The sequence below is a fragment of the Planctomycetia bacterium genome (assembly GCA_015075745.1).
GTDB lineage: Bacteria > Planctomycetota > Phycisphaerae > UBA1845 > UTPLA1 > UTPLA1.
Genome location: JABTTW010000001.1, coordinates 2,203,173 through 2,229,488, shown reverse-complemented (window position 1 = coordinate 2,229,488; position 26,316 = coordinate 2,203,173). Strand labels below are relative to the sequence as shown.

Below are 26,316 nucleotides of genomic sequence, written 5' to 3'. Positions count from 1 at the left end.
CCTGCTTCATCCATAAAGCGTTGAGGGACCGAATCGCCGGAGGGATTCATACGGCTGCGGGGGGGCATTGTCAAGAATCGTGCGAATCGGGGATTTCACACGGTCAAAGCGGCGCAAAGGGCATTTCGGCGCTCATCCGAATCGGGTGTTAGCCCGCCAAGTGCAGTTGCCGGACAATGATAGCCGCCCAATTCATCCCGCCGGATTGACATTTGGGGTGCCGCGAAATACCTTTTTCCATTGAATATCATCGTAAACGGATCGCCTCGCGCATCGCGGCGGGGGTTAACAGGGAGGTTGAATCATGCCTTCGGTAGCTGCGAAACTTATCGCGTTTTCAGTCACGGGAATTCTGCTCATTTCCGCCGCCGAGGCCCACGGCCAGACGCCGGGCTTTCCCTGGGAAGGTGAGGTCAGCGGTTCCAACGTCTACGTTCGCAGCGGAGCGGGTGCCAATTGGTACCCGACGATGAAGCTGAACGCCGGCGATCGAATCCTCGTACTCGGTGACAAGTTCGGCTGGTATCAGATCACCCCGCCCCAGAGCAGCTTCAGCTACATCGACATGGCAATGGTGGATCGCAAGCCCGGTGACAAGGTCGGCACGGTCAAGCAGGACAAGGTCTACGTCAGGGCCGGCAGCGCAATCGAGCAGCGGAAAAGTGCGACTCAGGTCGTGCTGAACAAGGGCTCGACCGTCGAGATTCTCGGCGAGGCGCAGGGGTTCTTCAAAATCTCGCCTCCGCCCGGTGCCACGCTCTACATTTCCAAGCAGTATGTAAAGCCGATCGAGGCAAAGCTCTCGACCGGTATGGTGGAACGATACCTGTCGAACAGCCCTCCGCCCGCGCCGACCGCCGATGCGTCGTCTGCAAAGTCAGAGCCCCCGGCCCCCGCAACTGCCGGTGATGCAAAGACGGATGCGCTGGAGCCGTCTCCCACCGGAGATCAGGTTGCGCAGGGTGCTTCGCCGGATTCCGTCACGATTCCGCCGCCGATCGACGATGCCGCCGGGGACGCAGCCGTAAAGGATCCGAGTCTTGCTCAGGCTACCAACACGAGTGCCAGCGGCACGACACCTGGCGCGTCCGGCGCCGTCGAGCCCGCAACCGCCGATGGCACAAAGCCGCCGGTTGCCGCCGGAACCAAGCCGCCCGCGCAGAAGCTCGCGGCCGACACGAAAAAGCCGGTCCTTGAGCCGGTACCCTCAAAGCAGACCGCCGCCCCGGCTGGAAAGGTTGAGCCCGGCTCCGCTCGATATGAGGCCATGCTGACCATGTGCGAAAGCGAGCTCGTCAGCCTGCTGAGCAAGCCCCTTGAGGAGCAGGATACGACTTCGCTCGTCAAGCGCTACGAGGAAATCGCCGCTCAGACATCCGAATACATTCCGGCGGAAGTGGCGAAGATTCGCGTGCGCCAGCTTAAGAATCGCATGTCGCTGCGCGAACAGCACGTGGCTCTCAAGCCGATGGAAAACGATCTTGCGCAGTACCGCGCCGGCATGGACGCCGAACGCATGCGAATCATGCGCAAGCGAACCGAGGCCATTCTCGAAACCTACGACCTCGAGGGTGAGTTGCGGCGGAGCCTGGCATTTGGTCCCGAAAACCGCAGATTCAGGCTGGTCGATCCCGCGACGGACTCCACCGTCGCCTATGTCGACATTCCGCGATCGGTCGACGAAAACCCCGAGCACCTCATCGGTCGTTTCGTCGGCATCCGCACGGCAGGCCGGACCTTCAGCCCGTCGGCTCGCGTCCCCATCGCCGTTGCCGGCAAGGTCGTCGATCTGACGCAGCGCAAAAGCCTGATGGAATCCGGCGCACAGCGTGAGGCCGCTCCGCCGCCTTCCGAGGCATCCCCTGAGGCCTCAACCGGCGACGATGCTCAAGCGCCCGCCAATCCGCGCAAGACGGCCAGCAGCGACGATATCGGCGAATAACCCGCGAACTCAGTCGCCCGCCGGCCCGACGAACAATTTCGTGTCATAAGCAAACCGAATTCGGTCGCCTGTCTGGTGCCGATCATAAAGCTCTCGCAGCGCCTGGATCATTTCATTGAACTGAGGATGCTCCGCCGTCGGCATGTACGACGACGACAGCACGCGACCGCGAAGTCCGTCAAAGTCAAAGTCCTGGTGATTCGGGAAGACCCGACGAGACGGTGCGTGCGGAGCAAAGAGGCGCTCGATTCGCCCGTCGCTTTCGGCGTGGCGGTGGTCAATCGCTTCGTAGTCGATGGCGTACTCTTTGAGGAGTGCGTCGTACCCCTTGAGAAATGGCGTGTCGTCTCGGCGGTCGTTCCACAACAGCGCGACGAATCCGCCGCGCTTCAAAATCCGGCGAAACTCGACCCGACACTTCTCAACGTCAAACCAGTGGAATGCCTGGGCGGCGACGATCCAGTCAACGCTCGCATCCGGCAGCGTCGTGGCCTCCGCAGGCGCTGCCACGCTTTGAAAGGCTCCGTTTGATCCGTACCGCGTCTCCGCGGCGGCGCGCATGTCCGCGTTCGGCTCGACTGCGATCACACGATGACCGTTATCCAGCAGCAGGCCCGTTGAGATGCCGGTCCCGCTGCCGATGTCGGCGACGACCTGCTGCGGCCGAAGGCCGAACTCATCGCGAAGGCAATCCATCACCGCCTGCGGATAGCCCGGTCGATAGCGAATGTAGTCCTGCACCCGGTTGGAGAATCGCGTCAGCGCATTAGCGACAGTCATGCGAAGATCCCCTTTCTTCCCCGGACCTAACCCATGATTCGCAAGATGGCATAAAAACCTCCGCGCATGCCCGAACGGCCGAGCAAGTGATCAACACTTTCGGGGTCATTGTACGACAGGATTGTGACGAAAAAGAGAGTTAGCTTGCCGCGGCCTGACGCGGGGCGGCATCGTGACCGTTGCCGTTACCGCCGGAGCGCTTTTTGGGAGTATTAGGGCGAACGATCTTGAAGGCGGACATCGTCTCGGAGTAATCGACGACGTCTACCTGATTCAGACCGGCCTCTCGCGCGGCGGCGGAGACGTTGGCCTTGGTGACGAGGCGACCCGTCTTCGGGAGGACGACCCAGATGGCGCCCTTGGGCCGGAGCGACTCGCTGATGTCTTCGAGCTGGCGGAGCTCCGCCGATCGCTCGACGCCGAGCATGACCAGATCGCAGCGCGACGTGGCTCGCGAGGCCATCTTGGTATTCTTGCTCTGGAGGGAGGTCAGCAGGTCATCGTCCTCCAGATTCATGACGCGGATGGTCTGGCCTTCTTTGACGCCCAGTTTGTCCGCCAGTGTTTGAGGATGGAGGATATAGGCGATCCAGTTCTCCGCGGCGCGAAGGCTAGAAAGCTCGATGTTCACGGGATTACCGTGAAAGTTGAATACGATGCTCTGGTTGGCACGATCCGGGTCGCGCATTTCGCTGATTCGAAAGCGGAATTTCGTCGAGCCCGCAAAGTCGATGTGGTCGCCCGACATGCGGACGCGGCCCTCGTAATGCTCCCGTCCGACTTCAAGCTTGCAGGCTGATTCCATCGCCATGATCTCAATCCCTTAATCTATGCGGCGCGATTAGGCCCTGCCTGATTCAAAGGCGAGGTATCTGGACAAAAACAATCAGTGGGAACCGAAATACTCGATCGGCTTACTCTTAGTCATCGCAAGTTTCGCCGCGCCGCGAGACTTGCGAATGATTCATGATCCAATCGCTTGCGACCCCCTGTCGGGTTGGCCGCTGAACCGAACAGCCGATCGCCGGTACCCAATTGCCGGTCGTCATTGCGACGGGTTATCAGACCCGTCACGAACGCTCGGCATTATACCACAAATCGCCCGGTAGAGAAGGGCCTATCCCTCGTCAGAGTTCAATGTTGCGATGGTAGAAAAGTCCTCCAGAGTGGTCGTATCGCCCTCTACGCGGCCCTTGGTCGCCAACTCCCGTAAAAGTCGCCGCATGATTTTTCCGCTGCGTGTCTTCGGAAGGGCATCCGTAAAGCGGATGGACTTCGGCCTCGCGAGGGCCCCCACCTGTCCGGCGACGTGTTTTTTCAGTTCGGCCTCAAGCTCGCTATCCGGCACGACGCCTTGCCTGACGACGACAAAGGCGGCAATGGCCTCGCCTGTGATTTCATCAGGGAATCCTACGACGGCTGCCTCGGCGATCTTCGGGTGTGACACCAACGCCGATTCCACTTCGGCGCTTCCAAGTCGATGCCCCGAGACTTTGATGACATCATCGACGCGGCCGGTGATCCAGTAGTAACCGTCTTCGTCACGTCGAGCGCCGTCGCCTGTGAAATAGAAGCCCGGGAACTCCGACCAATACTGCTTCTTGTAGCGCTCCTCATCGCCGTAAATGCCGCGGAGCATACCCGGCCAGGGCTTGCGGATGACTAGCATCCCGCTTGCCGGGCCCTTCTGCAGGTCGCCCTCCTTGGTCATGATGGCCGGTTCGATTCCGAAGAGCGGCAACGTGGCCGAGCCGGGCTTGGCCGGTGTCGCGCCGGGCAGAGGCGAGATGAGAATGCCGCCGGTTTCCGTCTGCCACCAGGTGTCAACGATCGGACACCGGCCGCCGCCGATGTGGCTGCTGTACCATTCCCAGGCAGCAGGATTGATTGGTTCGCCGACGGTGCCGAGCAATTTGAGCGAAGACAGATTGTGCCGCTTCGGGAACTCGGCGCCCTGCCTCATGAACGCGCGAATCGCGGTCGGCGCGGTGTAGAACTTCGTGACCTTGTGCCGGGCGATGACGGCCCAAAAGCGATCCCACTCGGGATAATTCGGCGCGCCTTCATACATGACGGTGGTGACGCCGTTTTGTAGCGGGCCGTAAACGATGTAGCTGTGGCCGGTGACCCAGCCGATGTCGGCCGTACACCAGTAAACGTCGTCCGGCTTCAGATCGAAGATCATTTTCGTGGTATAGGCGATGTACACCATGTACCCGGCGGTGGTATGAAGAATGCCCTTGGGCTTGCCGGTGCTGCCGCTCGTGTAGAGCAGGAAGAGCATGTGCTCGGAATCAAGCTGCTCGGCCGGACAGTTGTCGGACGCATCCTTGACGACGTCTTCCCACCAGACGTCGCGGCCGGCCTTCATGGAGATATCGTTGTTGCATCGCTTACAAACGACGACCTTTTTCACGAGGTCGGTCATGGCGCAGGCTTCGTCGGTGTTGGCCTTGAGCGGAACGACCGAGCCGCGCCGCCAGCCGCCGTCGGCGGTGATGATGTAATGCGATTCCGCGTCGGCCAGACGATCGACGATCGCCTGAGCTGAGAACCCGCCGAAGATCACCGAATGCGGCGCGCCGATCCGGGCGCAGGCCAATAGCGCAATCGGCAGCTCGGGGATCATCGGCATGTAGATCGTCACCCGGTCGCCCTTCTTGACGCCGAGCGACTTGAGACCGTTGGCGAAACGGCTCACCTCTCGCAGCAACTCGCGGTATGTGTAGGTGCGCACTTCGCGGGGCTGGCCCTTTTCGTCGCACGGCTCGCCTTCCCAGAGAATCGCCGGGTGATCGCCGCGGCCACGCTCGATCTGCAGATCGAGGCAATTGTACGCGACGTTTGTTGTCCCCCCCACGAACCACTGCGAAAACGGCGGCTCCCACTTCAGGACGCGATCCCACTTCTTGAAGAAGTGCGAGGCGCCGGCCACTTCTTCCCAGAAGGCTTCGGGATCCTTGATGGATTGCTCGTACAGCCGGTGATACTCGTCCATGCTCTTGATGTGGGCCTGTTTGGCAAAGGCCTCGGGCGGCGGGTATTTCGCGGATTCGGGAGTTTTTGAGTCATTCACAGCTTGCGTCATGGTGTCGATCCTCCGGGATGTGCAGATGTGAGATCGCGCAGAAGTCTGGCAAACAAGCGGAATCTCCGATGAATATTACCCGGATCGAGGCGTTCTCGCAAAAGGATCGGGACGGCGAAACGGGTCGTGCCGAGGCGTCTTGAGCCAGCGCCGGTTAAGCGAATCGTCCCGCTATTCATGGTCTCAAGGCGACTCGCCGTGTAAGATGGCTCCCCATGAGCGGCGCCCAACCACTTGTGGACTACTATCGCTATTGTCCCGGGGAGGAGCAGATCAAGTTATCCAATGCGATCTGTCGCGGCCGCCGCCATGCGCATTACCCAAAGTGTCCGGGCTGTCAGTTCAACGACGATGAAAATCGGACGCCCTCGCCGTCCTCGCCCCAGAGCCGGGCGAAGTCTGTCGCCATCATCGAATCGCTCTTCAGGCCTCACGACATCCTCGGCATCCACCCGTTTCCGCTTTCTGATGACGCGGCGTGGCGCATCGGTCACGCCTGCGGACAGTACCTCCACGGTCGCCTGCGCGGATTCGACCGCGCCAACCCCAGCACTCGCTCGCTCGTCGTCGGCCGCGACAATCGCCCACACAGTGAAGAACTGGAGAAGTCGCTCATCGCCGGCATCCAGTCCACCGGCATCGACGTTGTGCGCATCGGCGTTGTCGATACGCCGCAGCTTTACTTCGCCGTGGTTCACTTCGGCGGCTGCGGCGGCATTCAGGTGACCGGCGGCCGGCACTCGGCCGATTACAACGGCTTCAAGATCTGCGCGGCCAAGGCCTTTCCCATCGCCTCGGAGACGGGCCTGTACAGCATTCGAGACATGGCCGTTCGCGTTCCGCCGCATCGCACGGGCGTCGATGCGCTGCTCACCTCGCTCGATCTGACCGGGCGCTATCGCGACTTCATCCTGCGCTCGGTGCCGAGCGCTCCGGCGCTTCCGCGGCCGCTGAAGATCGTGGTCGATGTCGGCGGCGGTGTGGGCGGGCACTGGTTCGACGAGACGCTCGGTCATCTTCAGGGCGTGACCACGGTCAAGCTGAACGAACCGCGCGACGGCGCGACGGCCGCGCCGAATGCGTACAGCGGCTCGGTCACTCCAGAATTGCGCAAGGCGGTCAAGGAACTTCACGCGGATTTCGGCCTGCGGTTTGACGGAGACGCGGATCGGTGCGAGGTCGTCGACGAACGAGGGCTGCCCGTGCCGCCGGATCTGCTGGCCGCGTTGATTGCCCGGCGATTTATTGAGCGCGAGCCGGGGGCCTGCGTGGTTTTCGACCATCGATTCAGTTCGGCGGCGGTCGAGGAGATTCAGCGGGCCGGCGGGGTTCTGGCGCGCGAGCGCGTCGGCCATGTCTTCATCAAGAAGACGATGACCGATCGTCAGGCGGTCTTCGGGGCCGACCTGTCCGGGCGGCACTTCTTCCGCGATGCCTCTTTCTGCGAGAACGCCCTTTTGGGGGCGGCTTGCGTCATCAATCTTCTCATCGAGTCGGGCCGAAAGCTCAGCGAGTTGATTCGGCCGCTGGCGAAGTATCGCACCTCGGGCGAGGTTCGCGTGCCGTGCGACGATCCCGAGCAGACAATGCGGACCATCGCGGCGGCTCATCAGGAGGCGGAGATTGAATACCTGGACGGCGTCACCGTTCGCTATCCCGATTGGTGGTTCAACCTTCGATCGCCGGAAGCGAACGGCGAATTGAATCTGACGATCGAGGCAAGAACGAAGAAGCTGGTCGACGAACGACTCGGCGAGCTTCAGCAGCAGATCGCGCCGCAGGCGTGACGTCATAGACAGATCAGCGAGCCGGTTTACACCTTTCGGCGAGCTTGCTATTTCTCCTCTGTTACCAAAAAGTCGCGGGCCTTTACGCGTGATATCATTATTCCGATGAACGACGGCCCCCTGCTGACGGTCGAGTTCGCGCTTTGCGCGATTGTCGTAGTGATGTTCTGCTGCGCGGTCTGGCTGCTTCTTCGGCGCTGGTCGCCGAGGGCCGTGGCTCTGCAGCCGTACTATCACCGTCTGTGCGAGATTGCTCCGGCGTCGCCGTGCCCCTGCCGCCGCGGTCGCAAGGCGAACCGTGCATATGCCGATTGTTGCCGTCCGCGCGATGTTGAGCGTCTGACATCGTACGCAACGGACTACGCCTGGCGAAAATGGTCGCACCGCTCGTACGGCGGCCGCCGACGCTCGCGATCGATGGGCGATCGCATGGCTGAGTACCCGCTTCGGCCGGTCGAATTGCCGGACTGGGTCATCGCGCCGAACGACTTTGCATTTCCGATTGCTCAAGCAGACGTTCAGGCATGGAACCCATTGGGCCGGCAAGGGCGGGTCGATCAAGATGATGAAACGACCGGCGGAATGCCCGACGGCGGCGGACAATTCGATCCTCCTTCTCCGATATAGCCTCCTCCTTCGATGAATCCACGTCCTCGCGTTTGACATTTCCTCTTACCGCCGCCCACGCAAAAACCTGAGCACTTTCGCGCGAGTCGGAATTGATCTGTACCCGTCCTATTCCATAATCAGAATCGCCTCCTCGCATGCTGGGTAGCGTTCGGTGGCGGGGGTTTGTTCGTAGCCGGTGATCTGGAAGCCGCATTTTTCGAGGACGCGGAGCGAGGCGGCGTTTGATTTCGCGATTCGGGCGTGGAGCGGCCGAGTCGTGACCTGCTCGAGCAGCAGGGCCATGGCCCGGGACGCGATGCCGCGGCCCCAGTGAGGCCGGGCGAGCCAGTAGCCGACGAACTTTTTCTCCTCGATGTTGAAACACGAGACATAGCCGACCATCTCGCCGTCGGCGAGGATCGCCTTCGCGACGACGGAGGGGTCGTTGATGATTTTCGTCCAGTGTGCGTGAAACGCCTCGACGTCGCGCGGATTGGCCACGGCCATGTGATTCGACTCGGGATCGAGCTGGTGCTCGCAGAGGGCGGGCAGGTCGGCGGGCTCGACATTTCGCAGGCAAACGGAATCGCACCGGGAATTGGAGTGGTTCTGAGACATGCTGAAATCATACCCTTCGGGAGGATGTTGCGTCGCGGCTTCCGGGGGTTTCGGGGGCCTGGATTGAGTGCAAATTCGAAGGTGACATAAGGTGACACAAGCCTCGCGGGGATTGTGCCAACACATGTGGCGGGCACGAGTTGGGGCGATGCACGTTTTAGGTGGTTTCCTGGTGGAAACGTCAAAACGCCAAAAAGTCAAAACGTCAAAACTTTGGGCAGCGAGTGTGCGTGGGTTCATTCCGGAGGGCTCGTGTGTCATGCGTCCGTCAGGGGCGCGGGACGCGCGTAAGTCGTGCAGAATCGAAGGTGACAATAGGCGAAAAAAGTTTTGGCGGACGCTTGCAACTCGCGTGGCGGGCATGTGTTGCGGTGGTTCGAAAATCGGGGGGTTTTTGGTGATTCGGCTCTGAGACACCAGATCCAGGGGCCGGTGGGCCGGATCGGTTTCCTCAGGATTCCCTATTGCTTGGCTGCTGGACATTGCCGAACTCGTTTCCATTCATGCACACTTGCTCCGCGCTCGCGCCGATGGGGCGCGTCTCTTGAGCTCGGGTACGTTCGCGGCGGGGGAGTGATGCGACCCCGTTGGGGTCGAGGTTTCTAGATGGGCTTCGTGTACAGCGGCGTTGCCACTGCCTACTAACTTTCAGCCCTTCGGGCTGTGGAACCGTCGTACCCATTGGCGATGTCGGTGCCTGTCGCCTTTGAGGCGTTCGGGCTGTTCAGCAGTCGGACACATCCGTGTTGCCGGTGCCGTTTCCGGCGTTGAGTGATTTTCATCGCATTTAGTTGTGTCACTTCGGCGGGCTAATGGTCTGATAACCACGTCTCATCTCTTTGGAGCGGGGTTTTTCGAGCGGAGTGGTCGAGCGGGTCTTTAATTCGGTCGGGTAAGGGCCGATACTGTGTGACAGCTATCCTGCCTGCGGGGGTGGGTGGACCGCTGCGAGCCGCGTTCGTTTAACAAGAGGGATATCGACATGCTCCAATTCCTGGCGCTTTGCATCATCGCCGCGCTTCCGCAAATCAGCACGACCACCGCACCGGCCAGCCAGCCGGCCGACGCGAGCGCTGACGAGAAGCCGAAGTTTATGACTTCCGAGACCTTCGCCGGATTGTCGCTGCGCTGTATCGGCCCGGCGATGATGTCCGGCCGTGTCGGCGACTTCGCGGTGGACCCGAACAATCGGGCGCGCTATTTCGTGGCGGTCTGTTCCGGCGGCGTTTGGAAAACGGACAACGCGGGCAACACCTACGAGCCGGTGTTCGACAAGGAGGGGTCGTACTCGATCGGCTGCCTGGCGATGGACCCGAACAACCCGAACGTGGTATGGGTCGGCTCCGGCGAGAACAACAGCCAGCGCAGCGTGTCGTTCGGCGACGGCGTTTATCGCACGCGCGACGGGGGCAAGTCGTGGGAGAACCTCGGCCTCAAGGAGTCCGAGCACATCGGCAAGATCATCATCGACCCGCGCGACAGCAATGTGGTGTATGTCGCGGCGCAGGGGCCGCTATGGCGAAGCGGCGGCGAGCGCGGGCTCTACAAGACAATCGACGGCGGAAAGACCTGGGAGCGCGTTCTGCACATCAGCGACGATACGGGCGTGAACGAGGTCCACTTCGATCCGCGGGACCCCGACGTGCTGTATGCCTCGGCCTATCAGCGCCGGCGACACGTGTGGACGCTGGTGAACGGCGGGCCGGAGTCCGGCATCCACAAGTCGACCGACGCGGGCAAGACCTGGCGGAAGATCACCAGCGGCATCCCGGCGGGCGACAAGGGCCGCATCGGCGTGGCGGTGAGCCCGGCGAACCCGGACATCGTTTATGCGATCATCGAGGCGCAGGACAAGGAGGGCGGCTTCTTTCGCTCGACCGATCGCGGCGAGACGTGGGCGAAGATGTGCGACTACAACGCCAGCAGCCCGCAGTATTATCACGAACTGGTCTGTGACCCGAAGAACGCGGACCGCGTTTACTCGCTCGACACCTTCATGCAGGTGACGAACGACGGGGGCAAGACGTTCTCCCGTGTGCCGAACAAGAATCGCCACGTTGACGATCACGCGCTTTACATTGACCCGAACGACACGAACTACCTGCTCGTCGGCTGCGACGGCGGCATCTACGAGAGCTTCGACCGCGCCGCCAACTGGACGCACAAGGGGAACCTGCCGATCACGCAGTTCTATCGCGTGGCCGTCGATAACGGCGCGCCGTTTTATTACGTCTATGGCGGGACGCAGGACAACAATACGCTCGGCGGCCCTTCGAGGACGAAGAGCCCGGCAGGGATCGCCAATGAGGAATGGTTCAGCACGGTGGGGGGCGACGGCTTTGAGCCGGCGATTGACCCGGAAGACCCCAACATTGTCTATAGCCAGTGGCAGCACGGCGGATTGGTGCGCCACGATCGGCGGAGCGGAGAGATTGTCGACATCAAGCCGCGCGAGGCGCCGGGCGAAGACCCGCTGAAGTGGAACTGGGACAGCCCGCTGATCATCAGCCCCCACAATCGCAAGCGGCTGTACTTTGCGGCGCAGAAGGTGTTCCGCTCCGACGATCAGGGCGATAGCTGGACCTGCATCAGCGACGACCTGACGCGCAAGCTGGATCGGCGCAAGCTCAAGGTGTTCGGCAAGGTGCAGAGCGTCGATGCGGTGGCGCTGCATCGGTCGACGTCGATCTACGGCAACTGCGTAGCGATGACTGAGTCGCCGCTGGTCGAGGACCTGATCTACGTCGGGACGGACGACGGACTGGTGCAGGTGACCGAGGACGCGGGCAAGAACTGGCGAAAGATTTCCGTGTTCCCGACGATTCCGGATGTCACTTATGTCAGTTGCCTGATCGCCTCGCGACACGGCGAGGACACGGTTTATGCGTCCTTTGACAATCACAAGAACGGCGACTTCAAGCCGTATGCCTTGCGGAGCGCCGATCGCGGTCAGACGTGGGAGTCGATCGTCGGCGATCTGCCGGAACGCGAGATCGTTTACAGCATCGCGGAGGACCACGAGAAGCCCGATCTGCTGTTCGCGGGCACGGAGTTCGGTGTGTACTTCACGGTCGACGGCGGGGCGCACTGGATCAAACTGACGGGCGGGATGCCCACGATTGCGGTGCGAGACATCGACATTCAGCGGCGCGAGAATGATCTGGTGCTGGCGACCTTCGGGCGGGGCTTCTATATCCTCGATGACTATGCCGCGCTGCGGCAGGCGGACGAGAAGCTGTTCGAATCGGACGCGGTGCTGTTTCCGGCGAAGGATGCGCTGCGCTACATCGAGACGAGCCGGTTCTCGGGTCGCAGCGGTCGCGGCTGGATGGGCACCTCGTATTACACCGCACCGAATCCGCCGTTCGGCGCGACGTTTTCTTTTTACCTCAAGGAGAAGCTGACGACGCGCAAGGAGCGGCGCAAGGAGGCGGAGAAGAAGGCCATCGAGGCCGGCGAGTCGCCGCGCGTTCCGCCGATTGAGGAGCTTCGCGCCGAGGACACCGAGCGCGAGCCGCAGGTGATGCTCACGGTGAAGAATTCGGAGGGCCAGACGGTTGCACGCGTGGCAGGGTCCCGAGACAAGGGCATCCATCGTGCGACGTGGAACCTGCGCTATCCTTCGACGACGCCGACTGTTCTTCGCTCCACCGAGGAGCGGGCCGACTGGGACGTCGATCCGGTCGGCTACCTGGCGACGCCGGGCGAATACACGGTGACGCTGGCGAAGGAAGTTGACGGCGCTTGGACCGAAATGGCTGAGCCGCAGACCTTCAAGGTCACGCCGCTGGACATTGCCACGTTTGCCGCGAAGGACCGCGACGAGGTGCTGGCCTTCCAGGCGAAGTCGGCTCGACTGCATCGCGCGGTGACCGGTGCGCAGCGCATCGCCGGAGAGGCCGAGACGCGCATCGCCCATTTGCGAAAGGCGCTAATCGACACGCCGAACGCCGATCCGGCGGCGGTGGCCGATCTCGATTCGATCCAGAAGCGGCTGACCGATCTACTCACGAAGCTGAACGGCGACTCGACGCTGGGCAGCCGCGAGGAACCGACACCGCCGTCGATCAGCGACCGTGTCTCGACGCTTGTCTATGGCCAGTGGTTTGTCACCAGCCCGCCGACGAAGACGCAGCTCGACGCGTATCGCTATGCCGGTGAGGAATTTGCGCCGGTGCTGGCGGGTCTGCGAGTGCTCATCGAAGACGACCTCGCGGGCATTGAGGCGAAGCTGGAAGCGGCGGGCGCGCCGTGGACGCCGGGTCGCATTCCCGATTGGAAGATGGAGTAAGTCACTTTCGATCAGGTTCGCGCTACCAGATGCCGGGGATGAGACGGAAGCGGACTCGCTCGGCGTACTGCGCGTATCCGTCGAGATGCTCCTTGAGATAGCGGTCTTCGATGAGCAGGCGGCGGAATAGAAGCATGCTCAGGGGGATCAGCGCGAGCATGGACCACCACGAACCGAGGGCAATGCTCATCCCCGGCGAACCGAGCAGGGTTCCCAGATATCCGGGATGTCGAATGAGTCGATAGGGGCCGTCGGTGATGAGATGATGGCCGCGTTCTGATTGAATGCGCACGACCGGCGAGAAGAAGCGATTGACGCGCATGGCCCAGCCGGAGATGAGCATGCCCGTGCAGCAGATCATCACGCCCAACGCCTGAAGCCACGGTGGAAACTCTCCTGACCAGTTAAAGCGTCCCGCGTCGAGCCCCGCGACGATCAATTGTGCCAGCATGAACGGCATAGCGCGCCAGCGCAGCATTCGGTCGACGCCGCCGGGGCCGGGGCGCTTTCGTTCTTTCATCAAGTCTGCATCGATGCCGCCCATGCCGAGCGACATGGTGAGCGTGAGTACGGCGAGCGTGATCCAGAAGAAGGGAAGATCGATTCGCCCGGCGGATATGAAGAGGATCAGCCCGAAGATTGTCGGGAACAGCAGTATCCAGAGCCGCTTCACGCTTATTCCTTCGGGGCGATGGACGGCGGAAGGGTCGCTGCCGCCGGGCCGGTCTGCGGGTCAAAGAAGTTCACGATGAGACTATAGAAGTATTTGCGAGCGAATGGCGCGAAGCCGACGTGACCTCCGCCGGCAAGGACGATCGCTGCGACGTTGGGATTCGGTGTTCGCAGGATGAGCTCCGCGACGTCGTTGGCGTTGGCGAGCGGATCATCGGCGGCATGGACGATGACGACCGGGACCGGCGTGCGCGTCAGCTTGCCGTTGTCTGGAAGGTCGCGGAAGGGCAGCATGCGAAAGAAGTCCATCGTGTCGTCGGGGGCTTCGGGATAGCTCATCTCCGATCGGGCGAATTCGCAATCGATCAGCTCGCGCAGGCTTCTGGGCGAATCGCCGGGCTTGAATACGTGCGTCTTTTCGTGATTTTTTTGGCGGAAGCGGTTCTCCACCGTGCCTTGTAGGGAGCAGAACACGGGGTGCACGAGCATCTGCTGCGGCTTCTTCAGACTCTCGATCACTTCCTCAAAGCGCAGCACCGGCGAGAACACCATGACGCCCGCTTCAAAGTGCTGCCTGGCAGAGACGGGTCGCAAGTGCGGCGCCATTTTCGCGGAAATACTCGGGTCGTTTTCGAGGCGACTGTCGAACCATGCCGTGATCAGGGCTTGATTGGCGCCCCAGCAGAAGCCGACGAGGCCGATACGCTGCACGTGGGGCTTCGTCTGGAGCCACTCGGAGACGACCAGAAGATCGCCTGACTCCAGCGCGCCAAAGGTATAGTACACATCGGGGTATCGGTTTTCCGTGTCTCCATTGCCGCGCATTTCGAGAGCCAGCGCATGAATGCCGGATGCGACGAGGCCCGCGGCCAGGTCGCGCGTGCGGGAGATGTCGTTGTGGCCGAAGATGCCGGGGAGGATGACGACGCAGTTTGTGTCGATCGGCTTGCCGTCCTTCATTGCGAAACCGAGACGCCCGGAAAGCGAGAGCTTGTCGTTGATCGGAATCCACACCTGCTCAAAGCCGGGCCAGGGCGGCGTGGAATGGCCCGCGACGAAGTTGTCGCCGGTTGCCTGGGCGGAGTTGGACATGCCGTCGAAATTATGAATGAGGCTGTCCATCTGCTCGAAGCGGTAGCCGTAGCGACCGAGGACGTCGATCGGCATTCCGTCGGAATCGAGAAGGTCTTCGGTGAGGATCGCGGTGTCTTTGCCCGACGGGAGGAGATGTTTGAATTGTCGATTCGCTTCACGGAGCCAGGGTCGGGCGGTCAGCGAACGGGGCTCCGAATGGTCGGTGGACTTCAGGCGCGTCACGTCGCCGGTTTGAAGCGGATGGGAGTGCTCGTTGAAGCAGCCGGGCGCGGAGAGGCACAGCAGCACCGCGAGGTGGAGAGTACGTCTTGTCGTTTTGGCGATGCCGTCGGCGAACACGCGTCAGTGCCCTCGGGGTCCGGGAAAGGGTTTTCCGGTCAGATACAGGTCCGTGTCAACCGCAAAGCTGGCGACGAAGCGATCCCAGTCCGCCTCGCTGCGCAGGTAGATCATCTCGTCGAAGTCGTTTCGGTGCAGCCAGGTCATGGCCAACGCCCGATCGTCGACGCGGGTGCGCCACCACTCGGCGAACGATCGCCATTGCTCCGCCGTCAGATTCTTCGTCGCAAGCTCCGACTGATAGGGTCCGCCGAGCACGGTTGACATGAAATATGCGACGGGTTGAACGAGGTGGCCGGCCTGCGATGACAATTCGACATCTGTGGAGCCGGCGGCGGAGAATAACATTTCGGCGGCACCGGAGTGGCCGGCCTCGACCATGGAGGCCGCGTCGATCAATGTCGGCGGCGACCAGATCGCGTCGGCCTTTTGAGCGGACACATCGGTGAATCGGATGCGCGCCGCGCCGCAGCCGCTCGTGACCATGTAGAAGCGCAGCGCCGGATCGTCGAGACGGCGCGTGAAGGTGAAGCGCAGTTTCCAGACGCCCTGCTCGTCGGCCGAGAGGATCGTCGTGTCGAACAAATCTCCCGGCACGACCTGGCCGGGCTCGAAAAGTTCTTTTCCGCGAAAGGCCTCCAGCAGGAATCGTCCGAGCAGGCGCGAAAAGTAGGGCTGGCCCTCGATGGCGAGCGTAAAGCTGTGGGCGTCCTGTTGCTCGATCGTTGTGCGCAGGGTCGGGACGAGCGACTCGGGGAGATAATCGCGGCCCATTGAAAACGGCCGCGGGGCGTAGGTGAGGGCGTGGAGGTTCACTTCGTCGAACCACGGGCCCAGTCGCGCCGTCAGGTTCGGCTTGCAGTAGACATTCACGAACGGCAGGTTGATGAAGAAGACGTCCGTCGTCGATTGATCCGGCGGATCGACCATGACCCAGTTCGGCGTGTATTTCTCCGCGGCGTCGGTCCCGAACCATTGCAGGCGATTCACGCCCGCCATGAATCCCATGCTCGCGGCGTAGAAGAAGGTGAGTCCGACGGCGGTGCGGGCGATGCGGCGCGATTGCGTTCGGATGGCCGCCGAGGTTCCAACCGCTGCCGCCAGGGCGAAGCCGACGGCGCTCATGTAGCCTGAGTGCGGCGTGGCGATCACCGCGGCGACGGGCACGATGAACAGGGCGATCCAGAGCGGCCAGATCCACCAGCCGCGCGCATTTCTCGATGCGAGAAAATAAAACACCGCCAATCCGCCGACGATTACCAGCATCAGCGCGCAGTCGCCCGGCGCCTCGGTCCAGGGGTTGAATCGCCCCGTCGGGCCGACGGTCATGGGGGCGAGCCAGACGCTGGCGCAGATGTAGTGGAGAAACTTGGCGACGAGCCACGGCAGATACTCGCCCCAGTCGCCGGCGGGCCTGCGGCAATAGACCTCGGGCAATGGGTGAATGCCGAGTCCTTGTCGCCACAACATGAACGCGCAGCCGACAGCGAAGCATGCGGCGTAGAACCAACGCCGCGCCCACGCGTGACGCAGACCGCCGAAGGCCAGATCGAATGACACGAATATCGCGGGCATGAGGATGGCGTTTTCGCGCGTGAAGATCGCCAGCAGCCACAGCAACATGACCGCAACCAGCGGGCCCTTGCGAAGCGGCGCGGGATTGACCGGCGACGTCAGACTCTGAGAGTCGGGGGCGATCGTCAGCCCGGAAGCGCGGATGTAGCAGAGCAATGTGCCCAGGAGCAGCGCCGTTTGTATGACGACATTCTGCGAGGAGGGCCACGCGACTGTCACGACCGTGTGCGGATAGACGACGAAGAGCAGTGCCCCGACGAGGCTCCACGTCTGGTTGCGCGTGAGCAGCCACGCCAGCCGCCAGATGAGCAGGGCGGAGACGAAGTGCAGGGCGATGCTGAAGGCGTGAAGCGCCGTGGGGTCGCCCTTGCCGACGATGACGTACAGCGTCTTCATGCAGATGATGAAGAACGGGCGCAGGTAATCCCAGCGGACATCCTGCGTCTGCCACCACGCGTGGATGAAATCGCCCGGCGCGATGATCAGGGTCTTGAGTAGTTCGCCGAACGACCATCCGTGCTCGCGCAGACCCTTCTGGTGCCAGTAGTCGTCGAGGATCGTTCCGTCGAACAGTGAGAAGCCGTGCAGGATGGCGGTGACGATCGCCAGCGTGAGCGTGCCGCGAATGAGATACCACGCGCCGGCGGCCGGCGCGTCGGCATCGGTCGGCGGGTTTGGTGCGGGACGCGGCAATTGGGTGGTCATTTTCGGGGACTTGGCCTTCTGTCAGCGGCGAGATCAGGCGCGTGCGGCAATATAGTGAACCGGCAGGGCTCCGGCAACTTTGCATCGCGGCGAGGCTTCGTCAAACGGCCGAGCGCGAGGGCGCGGCGCTTAAGGTCGCACTGTCTTCCTGCCTTGTGATGCGTGTATCGCTGATACCGGCGACGTAGGTTTCGTATGCGCTCCAGAGCATGTCGGCGTCTTCCAGCTTCGCCTGCCAGCCCAGCGTGTCGCGCGCCTTCGTCGTATCTAGGACGTAGTCGATGTCGGCGATGCGAAACTGCTCCGGGGCGAGCGGCGAGACGCGAAACGCGTGCAAGGTCCACAGTGCCGCCCGGGCGGCAGCTCTTGGAAGCGAGACGAGCCGCGAGTCCGAACCCGCAAGGCGGATGACGTGGGTCAGGAGTTCTCGCACGCTCGGCGGATGGGCCGATCCGAGGTTGAATGTTTCGTTCATCGGCCGGCGCACCGCCGCGATACAGGCCGCCGCCACGTCTGCGACTGAGACCATCTGATAGCGATGATCGCCGTCGCCAAGGATCGGCACGGTTTGGCCCGCGCGGATGCGGTCGAAGAGCTTCTGCAAAACGCCGAGCCGGCCCGGGCCGACGATGAGGCGCGGTCGAAGGATGGTGACGCACATGGCGCGGGCGCGAGCGGATTCGCAGATGCGCTCGGACTCGACTTTGCTCCAGCCATAGGGCCCGATCGGGCTGGGTCGATCGGTCTCAACGAAAGGCGCACCGCGCGGCTCGCCGTAGACCATGTCGCTGGAGAGAAAGACGAGGTGACGGACGCCTGCGGACGCGGCGGCCTCGACGATGTTGCGCGTCGTCTCAATGTTTGCCGAGAAGAATTTGCGCCGGCCCCATCGCGGCAGACCGCTGTGATGCTGAAGGGCGGCGGTGTGAATGACGACGTCGGCGCCGGTAACGGCATTTCGGCACGCCGAAGGATCGAGCAGGTCGCCGCGGACATGATCGAAGCCCGCACGCGGGACATCTACGATGTCGAGACCGCGCACGGCCTCCTTCGCGTCGAGCAACTGCCGGACGAGTTCACGCCCGACAAGACCAGATGAACCGGTGACAAGGATCATGACATTTACAAGTGTTGCCGTTTTCGGCTGCCTATCCGCGCCTCGCCCCGCAACAAGTTCGGAAGCGACGTGAGAAGCCTTATTCTCAGGCTCGGCGACCGGCTTCGCAAGCAGTCAGCGATGGGCATCCATCCCGATGAGACGCTTTTTGTCGAGCTTGTTTTCAAGGATTTTGGCACTTTCAAATCTCAATGTGCGGATTTCCCTTTTAGCGGCATTGAGTCAGAATCCGAATGGGGGACCGGCAATTTGGGCTATGTTATGGAACTCGCAACGAACGACGTACAAAGCCCGACGGACGATATCAGAATTCTTCGGATTGCAACGAGGACGCCGACTCCGCTTGAAACACCGGCCGACCTCCTCGCGGCGTCGTCTCATCGCCCATGGCCGCTGCCGAGTCGAGCGTGGATCATGTCGCAAGTATGGCACGATCTCGCGTTTTTTCACTGGCCGGTCGACATTGATGCATTGTGTCTACACGTTCGCGAGCCGCTTGAAATTGACCTGTATGAGAATGAGGCCTGGATAGGAGTTGTCCCGTTCTGGATGAGCGGAATTCGGCTGCGCGGGATGCCTCCGCTGCCGTTTGTATCGCGCTTCGCGGAGTTGAACATCAGAACTTACGTGCGGTATCGCGGACGCCCCGGCGTACTTTTTCTTACGTTAGATGCGCCTTACGCAATGATGAATTGCATTGCCCGATGCTGGTTTCATCTGCCGTATCGGAAAGCTCGCATGTCGGTTCATAGGACAGCGAATGGATTCTCATTCACGTCTGAGCGCGTCGAACACGGTCACCCAGACGCTGACTTTGCGGCTGAGTACTCGCCTTGTGGTCCGGCCGTCAACGCTCGCCCGGGATCGCTGGATCATTGGCTCACGGAGCGATACTGCCTCTTCGCTCCTCACGGCAACGGCGCACTTATGACGGCTGACATAACACATCGTCCGTGGCCGCTTCAAACGGCCTGCGCGACGATTCACGCGAACACGATGACGCAGGGGTTAGGCATTCGCCTGCCGGATGTGCCCCCTTTGGTTCACTTCTCGAAGCGTATTCGCGCTCTCATATGGCGACCGCGTTCGTGCGCTTGAGTATCGCGGTGAAGGATGTTTCGCTTGATGAAAGGGGGTTACTTGGTTGCCACGACGTTCGCGGTGACGACGGCGTCCTGCTCCGGTGTCTGCGGCACCGGTCGCGAGGCGTGGTACTGACCCCAGAACGTGAGGCCTGCGACGTAGAGGTATCCGACGGTGAAGAGGCACATGAAGAACAGGCCGACCCACATCTTCTGATAGACGGTGTAGGCCACGCAGGCGGACATGTAGAGGCCCATGGCCAGTTCGCACCATGCCTGGATGCGCTTGGCGTCGAGGCGCTGCTTGCCGCTTTGCTTCAGCCACGCGTTGCCACTCTGGCCGGCGACGCCGAACTTCGGCGTGCGGACGAACTCGCCCGACTTGCCGAAGAAGCCCTCAAACGCCGCCCGGGCATTGTTCAAAGCCACGCCGACGCCGAGACTCATCAGGAACGGCAGGTACTTGAGGCTCTCGCCCCAGGTGCGGAAGACCTCGCGCTGGCTGGCGACGTAGAAGGTGCTGGCCGAGCAAGTGGCGATGAGCACCAGCGAGATATCGAAGACGAGCCGCATGAGCTCGTTATCCGCGAAAACGTGAGTCTTGAAATAAAGGGCCGGGAGAAGCGACAGCGTCAGCAGGAGAATGAGGAAATAGCTGACCCAGCTCGTCAGATGGAAGAACGCCTCGACCTTGATCCGCCAGGGCAGGCGCGATTTCAAGATGCTCGGCAGGAGCTTGCGACAAGTCTGCGCCCCGCCCTTGGCCCAACGGTGCTGCTGGCTCTTGAAGGCGTTCATCTCCGGCGGCAATTCCGCTGGGGTGGTGATCTCGGGCAGATAGAGAAACTTCCACCCCTTCATCTGAGCCCGATAGGAGAGGTCGAGGTCTTCGGTCAGCGTGTCATGCTGCCAGCCGCCGGCCTCTTCGATGCAGGTTTTCCGCCACATGCCCGCGGTGCCGTTGAAACTCATGAAACGCCCGGAGCGGTTTCGCGCGGCGTGTTCGATGACAAAATGGCCGTCGAGAAAGATCGCCTGGCTCTTGGTGAGAAGGGACTGGTCCCGATTGAGATGTTCCCATCGGGCCTGCACCATGCCGATTTTGGAATCGACAAAGTAGTCGATCAGGTGATCGAGCACGTCGTGCGGCGGGAGAAAATCGGCATCAAAGATGAGGACGAACTCGCCTGTTGCGACCTTGAGACCCTCGGCCAGTGCGCCGGCTTTGAAACCGGTTCGGTCGCTTCTGTGAAGAAACACGACGTTGTGGCCGGCGGCGCGCATGCGGTCGCAGGTCGATCGGGCGATCTCCACCGTCTCGTCGGTCGAGTCGTCGAGCACCTGGATTTCGAGCCGGTCCCGGGGGTACTCGATCCGGCAGGCGGCCTCGATGACCCGTTGGGCGACGAACTGCTCATTGAACATGGGCAGTTGGATGGTGACGCGCGGCCTTTGAAGGAAGCAGGCGGTCTGCCGCGGCGTATTCCGGCTGTACTTGTAGTAAAGATAGACCAGGCAATAGCGATGAACGCCGTACACCGCGAGCGTCAGGCAGATGCACAGGTGCATGATCAACAGGATTTGGTACGGAAGCGAGGTATCGCCCATGAATGCTTTGCTCGATGTAGGCGGTATTCAGTCAGAGTGGGCCGCGGAGCCAGTGGCCATGTCGGTATCTCTAAGCAACTGGGGATTTTAGGTGCACGGTGCCGGTCATGTCAAAGTTGCTGCGGGGGGGCCACTAATAAGGCACGATCCCCGGGCTTAGTACGGTATCTGGGAATTGGGGCCGCAAGTGCGACTATTTCCACGGCTGCGGCGAATGCGATTTCGCGGGTGTTTCGGGGAGTTCGGATTGATCCCCTGCCGGGGCGAATTGTGGCCGGTGGTCGTGCGGCTGCCCGGTTATGATTCGCCGCAGCCTTATGGATTTACCGGAGTCGTCATGCTTGTTTATCTCGTTCGCCATGCCGAGTCGCTGACCAACGCCCGAAAGAGCAAGAGCCTTAACCCGGCGTTGACGCCGCTTGGATTTCAGCAGGTCGAACGTCTGGTGCGCCGACTGTCCGCCGCAAATCTCGCAGCCGTTTACAGCAGCCCGTTCGAGCGGTGCCTGGCGACGGCGCTGCCGATCGCGGCCGCCGGAAATATTCGAGTGAGACTCCGTCCCGAATTGCACGAGTGTTACCACTTGCCACACGGACAGCGCGTCGAAAGTGAACTCGGCGAACTCGACGATATTCTGAAGAACCATTCGTCGCTGGAACTCTGCCCGGATTACGACGGCCAATGGGTCTGGCCGGCACACGATGAGTCGTCGGACGAGCTGGACGGAAGGATGCGCTCACTCGCCGATCATCTCAAGGCCCGGTGGGGGGAAAGCGATGCGGCGGTTGTCCTCATCAGTCATGGCAGCCCGTCGTCCCGACTGGTGCATGGCTGGCTGGCCGAGGGGACGTGCCCGAGTTTTCGCTATGTCATCGATAACGCGACGATCTCCGCGCTGCGCTTTTATAACGGCGTCAGCACGCTCGCCTGCCTGAACGAGGCTTCCCATCTGGTTGGGCTGTCGGCCCCGGAAATCGCCAATTACAATGCCGACGGATCGATCAAGCCGCGACGGCCGCCCATGGTCTAGCGAACCTTTCCCGGCTTATTCGAACCGACTAGGATGATGTCTCGGTACTTTTCAGGTCAACAAAAATCGAGACCCCGATGACGCCCCCGGAAGTAGAAATTGGTTCCTTCAAGATCGGTCGCGGCCAGCCACTTGCCCTGTTGGCCGGGCCCTGCATCATCGAATCGACCGAACACTGCCTGATGGTCGCCGACAAGGTGGCCGGCATCTGCAAGAAACTCGGCATCCACTACGTCTTCAAGTGCAGCTTCGACAAGGCCAATCGCACCAGCGCCAGCGGCTTTCGCGGACCGGGCATCGAAGAGGGCCTGCGCACGCTGGATGAGGTGAAGAAGCGAATCGGCGTGCCGATTGTCACAGACATTCACACCGCGGATCAGGCAGCGCCGGCTGCCGAGGTGGCGGACATCCTTCAGATCCCCGCGTTCCTTTGTCGGCAGACCGACCTCATCGTCTCCGCCGCGCGAACGCACCGGGCCGTGAATATCAAGAAGGGCCAATTCATGGCCCCGGACCAGATGGGGCAGGCTGCGGCCAAGGTCCGCGGCGAGGGGAACGATCGCGTTTTGCTCACCGACCGGGGCACGTTCTTCGGTTATGGCCGATTGGTGAATGATTTCACCTGCATCCCGATCATGCAGGCCTTTGCCCCTGTCATCTTTGACGCGACGCACAGTTGCCAGATTCCCGGCGGACAGGGGCATCAATCCGGCGGTCTGCGACAGTACGTGCCGCTTCTCGCCAAGACCTCGATGGCCGCGGGCGCCGATGCGCTTTTTCTTGAAGTGCATGACCGGCCGGAAGACGCGAAGTCCGACCCGGCGACGGTCTATCCGCTCGATGAGTTGGAGGCCCTGCTCGCCGCGTGTCTTCGCGTCAGATATGCGATCGCCGACGGCGCGCATCGATAGCCCGCCGCTCGGCCCAACCGGCGATATCAGATCAAAGCTAAAGGATCAGATTGATTCTCAGTCGAATTCAGCGTGGCGAGGGCCATCTGACGGGCCGCCGGGCTTCTTCGAGCGATAGCAGTCGCGGCAGTAGACCGGCCGTCCCTCTTTGGGCTGGAAGGGGACTTCCGTCTCGACGCCGCATTCCGAGCATGTGGCCTTGAACAGCTCGCGAGGACCGGAGCGCATGCCGCCGCCTCCGCCGCCGAAACCGCCTCGACCTCCGCCACCGCCGCCGCCGCCACGAGGGCCGTTCGCGCCGCCGCCCATCTTCTTCCGCTTGTCCCGACAAGGCCGGCAGCGCTTGGGCTCATTGGTGAACCCGCGCTCGGCGTATCGGGCCTGATCGTCGGCCGAGTGGATGAACTCGCCTTCACAATCGACACAGATCAGGGTCTTGTCAGTGTATTCCATGGGTTTGGCCTCAGGCTAAGAGCGGCTGCCGCGAAAATATCTCAGGGAATCCGTCGGCCGAGCGGCCGGGTCATTAGGAAAGGATGCTCCGAGGAAGGATCGCCTGCATAGCCCTCTAACTGGAGAATAATGGAAAACGAGCCGGTCCAAAATGTCAAGTGCAAGTTTTGGGGGTGGGTGACCGCTGAAACAAGGGGTTTTTCACGGGCGAAGGACCGAGGATTTCCACTCTTCGGGAATGTCTTTGGAGTAGAAATACTCGAGCATGGCGGGCTGATCGAGATCGGAGATTTCGTAGAGGATGAGGTCGTCAATCCGACGGTAATGCATGTAGAGACTGCAATCGGCCGGGGACCTTTGTTTGCCGTCGTAGGTGGCCTCGTCAATAAACACGACCACTTTATGACCACGCACGTCGGCAAGGAGATAGGCCGTCTTAGGAGAGATGGCCACGCCGTAGGACCAGCCTAGGGCCTTGATGTCCGGCGGCAGGCCGGCGAGCAAGAGCCCCCGGCCGAAGCGGTTGTAGGTCGTCAGGAAGAACTGCTTGTCCGTCTTGCAGACCCACTTGGGCGTGAAGCCCGAGGCGACTGTCTCGTCATAGACCCCTTTTAAGTCGCGCGATTGGGGGCCGACCGGCGGCGCACCCGACGATCGGGCCACCGGAGTCTGGCCGCCGATGTCCGGCTGGTAGAGCCAATACCACGAACCGGCTCCGGCCATGAGCAGGACCGCGGCGGCGAGCGACGCGTACTTCGCCATCGGCGACCAGTCGCGACGCGGCGCTTTGGGCGCTTTCTTCGCCTTCTTCGCAGGCGCGGCGGTCTGGTTCTCGCCCAGTGCCCGACGCAGAACCTCGTCGGCGGAAGGGGCGGCGAACCGGCGTTTGAGCGATTCATCGATGCGTGCCTGCTTGGCGACCTCGTTGCGAAGGTAGGCGTTGGACGCGAGCGCGCGGTCGAACTGCGCCTGCTGCTCCGGCGTCAGCAGGCCGTCGGCATGGGCGTTGACCCATTTCGCGATCTGTTTCTTTTTGTCCTGCTCGCTCATGCTTCCTCACTCGTTGCACGAGGCATGCCGTCGGGATTGGCTGCGGTCGTTCCTGGTCGGCTGACCTTACCCAAGCTGGCCCGGAGCAATTGACGACTGCGATGAACGTGGCTCATCGCCGTGCCCTCGGGGATTCCCAGTATTCCTGAGATTTCCCGGTATTCCATTTGTTCGACCGTCCGCAGCAGCAGACATGCCCGAGCGGCCGGGGTCAATTCGCCCAGTGCCTGGACCACGCGATCGTCAAAATCTCCCTGGTCGGGCGCAAGCTCACCGCGCTGCGCGCTTTCGAGCCGCTGCCGGTCGGCGGCCGGGTCGCTCGCATTGGGCTGGTTCTTGGAACTGCCGATCGGCGATTGAACCTCGCCGTCGGAATCCAGGGGGCTTGTGCGCCGGCGGTTTTCCTTCCTCATGCTGTTCAATGCGACGTGACGCACGATTTGACCCATCCAGGCCGGGAAGCTGGTGCCGTCCTGAAACTGGGAAAACTTTTCGAGACCGATGATCGCCGCTTCCTGAACGACGTCTTCGGCCAGCGACCGATCCCCCACGATACCGACGGCCGTGAACCAAAGCACTCGGAACGATTCGCGATAATACGAGGTAAACCGGTCCCGCGCGCTGCCGCGCTCGGGCTGCGAGCGATCCTGACCCTGGCTCGTGCTCGGCTCGTGCATAACCTCGTATTCTAAAGACTTAATGTGTCGAGAACGGGCCCGGATTGCGGATTATGGGGGCGGATCAGCGATTCATCGGCTGATGCGACCGCCGCCACAGCCCCGACACACCACGCTAACCCGCTAAAAAACCGGCAAAACGTGCCGATTCCGCCGGTTGAGGATATCCTTAGGTGGACCGGAAGGGGGCGGGCGCCTGCTCCTGACCGTGCTCGTCAACGGCCCGACAGGATGGCGCTTCGCGGCATTTTCTCCGAAAGGGGCGAACCGATATGATCCAATGCACCGACTGCGAGCACTTCTCCCGCGGGCCCGACGGGCAGATGAAATTCACATGCGACCCCTTCGGCACCATCAAGGAGCCGGAGTGCCTGGTGAAATGGCAGATGCTGCGGCTGACGGAGGTGTCGCAGAAGCTCGACCGGATGGTCAGTGCCTACGAGGCGACACTGGCCATGTACAAGCGCATCCAGCCGCTACAGGAAAAGATGTTCCGGCAGATGGAACACGAGATCGACGACGTGGACGAGGCGGATGCGTGGAAGTACACGGATGATGAGGATGAGGAGGACGATACGCTGCCGCAATAGGGATTTACGCACCCATCAAGGCTACTGCTCGTCGATTTGTTTCTGCGAGGTTCAAGCTCTTGACGATTCAGCATCCCGTGACCAGAACGATTTGCCCGCATTGCGTTTCTTAGCGGGAGAAAACCAGTGCAGCGAAACAGGCCAATCTTCGGGATCTGGTTCTGGCTTGCCACGCTCCTTTTTCTCGTCACCATCGGAACCTGGGCATGTAGCTACCTCCGCTCTTTCTCCTTTTGCACGATGGCTGCTTCGCCTGCCAATCTTAAAGGTTTACCCAGTCCTTACCAGGGACTCGCC

General features: G+C 61.7%; 20 protein-coding genes. 8 read left to right on the top strand and 12 right to left on the bottom strand.

The features are described 5' to 3' along the window. Positions 1-304 precede the first annotated feature (304 nt). Complete coding sequence (locus HS101_08750; GenBank protein MBE7506358.1) at positions 305-1,942, top strand: hypothetical protein; 1,638 nt, start codon at positions 305-307, stop codon at positions 1,940-1,942. 9 nt (positions 1,943-1,951) lie between these two features. Here the strand turns inward: HS101_08750 and HS101_08745 are convergent, their stop codons facing one another. The 3 genes from HS101_08745 to acs all read right to left on the bottom strand — a co-directional run bounded on the left by HS101_08745 (position 1,952) and on the right by acs (position 5,810). Further along, a complete protein-coding gene (locus HS101_08745) occupies positions 1,952-2,722 on the bottom strand; it encodes a class I SAM-dependent methyltransferase (protein ID MBE7506357.1) in 771 nt (256 codons plus the stop codon). 139 nt (positions 2,723-2,861) lie between these two features. Continuing rightward, the gene (locus HS101_08740) at positions 2,862-3,533 is read right to left on the bottom strand and encodes a DUF3052 family protein (protein ID MBE7506356.1); all 672 of its coding nucleotides are present in this window, start codon (positions 3,531-3,533) and stop codon (positions 2,862-2,864) included. A 306-nt stretch (positions 3,534-3,839) separates the two neighbouring features. Continuing rightward, positions 3,840-5,810 (bottom strand): acetate--CoA ligase, encoded by a 1,971-nt coding sequence (gene acs, locus HS101_08735; GenBank protein ID MBE7506355.1) that lies wholly within the window; start codon positions 5,808-5,810, stop codon positions 3,840-3,842. Between the two features lie 215 nt (positions 5,811-6,025). On the opposite strand from acs, the gene HS101_08730 reads away from it, so the two are divergent. Continuing rightward, the gene (locus tag HS101_08730) at positions 6,026-7,597 is read left to right on the top strand and encodes a hypothetical protein (GenBank protein MBE7506354.1); all 1,572 of its coding nucleotides are present in this window, start codon (positions 6,026-6,028) and stop codon (positions 7,595-7,597) included. A 105-nt stretch (positions 7,598-7,702) separates the two neighbouring features. After that, the gene (locus HS101_08725; GenBank protein MBE7506353.1) at positions 7,703-8,224 is read left to right on the top strand and encodes a hypothetical protein; all 522 of its coding nucleotides are present in this window, start codon (positions 7,703-7,705) and stop codon (positions 8,222-8,224) included. Between the two features lie 108 nt (positions 8,225-8,332). On the opposite strand, the gene HS101_08720 is transcribed toward HS101_08725, so the two are convergent. After that, positions 8,333-8,824: a GNAT family N-acetyltransferase gene (locus HS101_08720; GenBank protein MBE7506352.1), complete on the bottom strand. Its 492-nt coding sequence runs from the start codon at positions 8,822-8,824 to the stop codon at positions 8,333-8,335. A 982-nt stretch (positions 8,825-9,806) separates the two neighbouring features. On the opposite strand from HS101_08720, the gene HS101_08715 reads away from it, so the two are divergent. After that, positions 9,807-13,115 (top strand): glycosyl hydrolase, encoded by a 3,309-nt coding sequence (locus HS101_08715; GenBank protein MBE7506351.1) that lies wholly within the window; start codon positions 9,807-9,809, stop codon positions 13,113-13,115. Positions 13,116-13,137: 22 nt separating this feature from the next. On the opposite strand, the gene HS101_08710 is transcribed toward HS101_08715, so the two are convergent. From HS101_08710 to HS101_08695, 4 genes are all read right to left on the bottom strand, one after another. Continuing rightward, positions 13,138-13,788 carry an isoprenylcysteine carboxylmethyltransferase family protein gene (locus tag HS101_08710; GenBank protein MBE7506350.1) on the bottom strand — a complete coding sequence of 217 codons (651 nt, stop codon included), beginning with the start codon at positions 13,786-13,788 and terminating at the stop codon, positions 13,138-13,140. Positions 13,789-13,790: 2 nt separating this feature from the next. Then, complete coding sequence (locus HS101_08705; GenBank protein ID MBE7506349.1) at positions 13,791-15,221, bottom strand: alpha/beta fold hydrolase; 1,431 nt, start codon at positions 15,219-15,221, stop codon at positions 13,791-13,793. A 3-nt stretch (positions 15,222-15,224) separates the two neighbouring features. Then, positions 15,225-17,501 carry a hypothetical protein gene (locus tag HS101_08700; protein ID MBE7506348.1) on the bottom strand — a complete coding sequence of 759 codons (2,277 nt, stop codon included), beginning with the start codon at positions 17,499-17,501 and terminating at the stop codon, positions 15,225-15,227. 100 nt (positions 17,502-17,601) lie between these two features. Continuing rightward, positions 17,602-18,618 carry an NAD(P)-dependent oxidoreductase gene (locus HS101_08695; protein MBE7506347.1) on the bottom strand — a complete coding sequence of 339 codons (1,017 nt, stop codon included), beginning with the start codon at positions 18,616-18,618 and terminating at the stop codon, positions 17,602-17,604. A gap of 414 nt (positions 18,619-19,032) precedes the next feature. On the opposite strand from HS101_08695, the gene HS101_08690 reads away from it, so the two are divergent. Further along, positions 19,033-19,716 (top strand): DUF2071 domain-containing protein, encoded by a 684-nt coding sequence (locus tag HS101_08690; protein ID MBE7506346.1) that lies wholly within the window; start codon positions 19,033-19,035, stop codon positions 19,714-19,716. A 38-nt stretch (positions 19,717-19,754) separates the two neighbouring features. Here HS101_08690 and HS101_08685 read toward each other — a convergent pair whose 3' ends face one another. Further along, complete coding sequence (locus tag HS101_08685; protein MBE7506345.1) at positions 19,755-21,308, bottom strand: glycosyltransferase; 1,554 nt, start codon at positions 21,306-21,308, stop codon at positions 19,755-19,757. Between the two features lie 247 nt (positions 21,309-21,555). On the opposite strand from HS101_08685, the gene HS101_08680 reads away from it, so the two are divergent. After that, positions 21,556-22,338 carry a histidine phosphatase family protein gene (locus tag HS101_08680; GenBank protein ID MBE7506344.1) on the top strand — a complete coding sequence of 261 codons (783 nt, stop codon included), beginning with the start codon at positions 21,556-21,558 and terminating at the stop codon, positions 22,336-22,338. 77 nt (positions 22,339-22,415) lie between these two features. Continuing rightward, a complete protein-coding gene (gene kdsA / locus HS101_08675) occupies positions 22,416-23,249 on the top strand; it encodes a 3-deoxy-8-phosphooctulonate synthase (GenBank protein MBE7506343.1) in 834 nt (277 codons plus the stop codon). 57 nt (positions 23,250-23,306) lie between these two features. On the opposite strand, the gene HS101_08670 is transcribed toward kdsA, so the two are convergent. The 3 genes from HS101_08670 to HS101_08660 form a co-directional block, all read right to left on the bottom strand. Further along, complete coding sequence (locus HS101_08670; protein ID MBE7506342.1) at positions 23,307-23,702, bottom strand: zinc-ribbon domain containing protein; 396 nt, start codon at positions 23,700-23,702, stop codon at positions 23,307-23,309. Between the two features lie 201 nt (positions 23,703-23,903). After that, positions 23,904-24,752: a hypothetical protein gene (locus HS101_08665; GenBank protein ID MBE7506341.1), complete on the bottom strand. Its 849-nt coding sequence runs from the start codon at positions 24,750-24,752 to the stop codon at positions 23,904-23,906. After that, a complete protein-coding gene (locus HS101_08660) occupies positions 24,749-25,429 on the bottom strand; it encodes an RNA polymerase sigma factor (GenBank protein ID MBE7506340.1) in 681 nt (226 codons plus the stop codon). Before HS101_08660 ends, HS101_08665 begins: the two co-directional genes overlap by 4 nt. A gap of 272 nt (positions 25,430-25,701) precedes the next feature. Between HS101_08660 and HS101_08655 the strand changes: the two genes are divergently transcribed. Next, on the top strand, positions 25,702-26,019 hold the full coding sequence (locus tag HS101_08655) for a hypothetical protein (GenBank protein ID MBE7506339.1): 318 nt from the start codon (positions 25,702-25,704) through the stop codon (positions 26,017-26,019). Positions 26,020-26,316 lie beyond the last annotated feature (297 nt).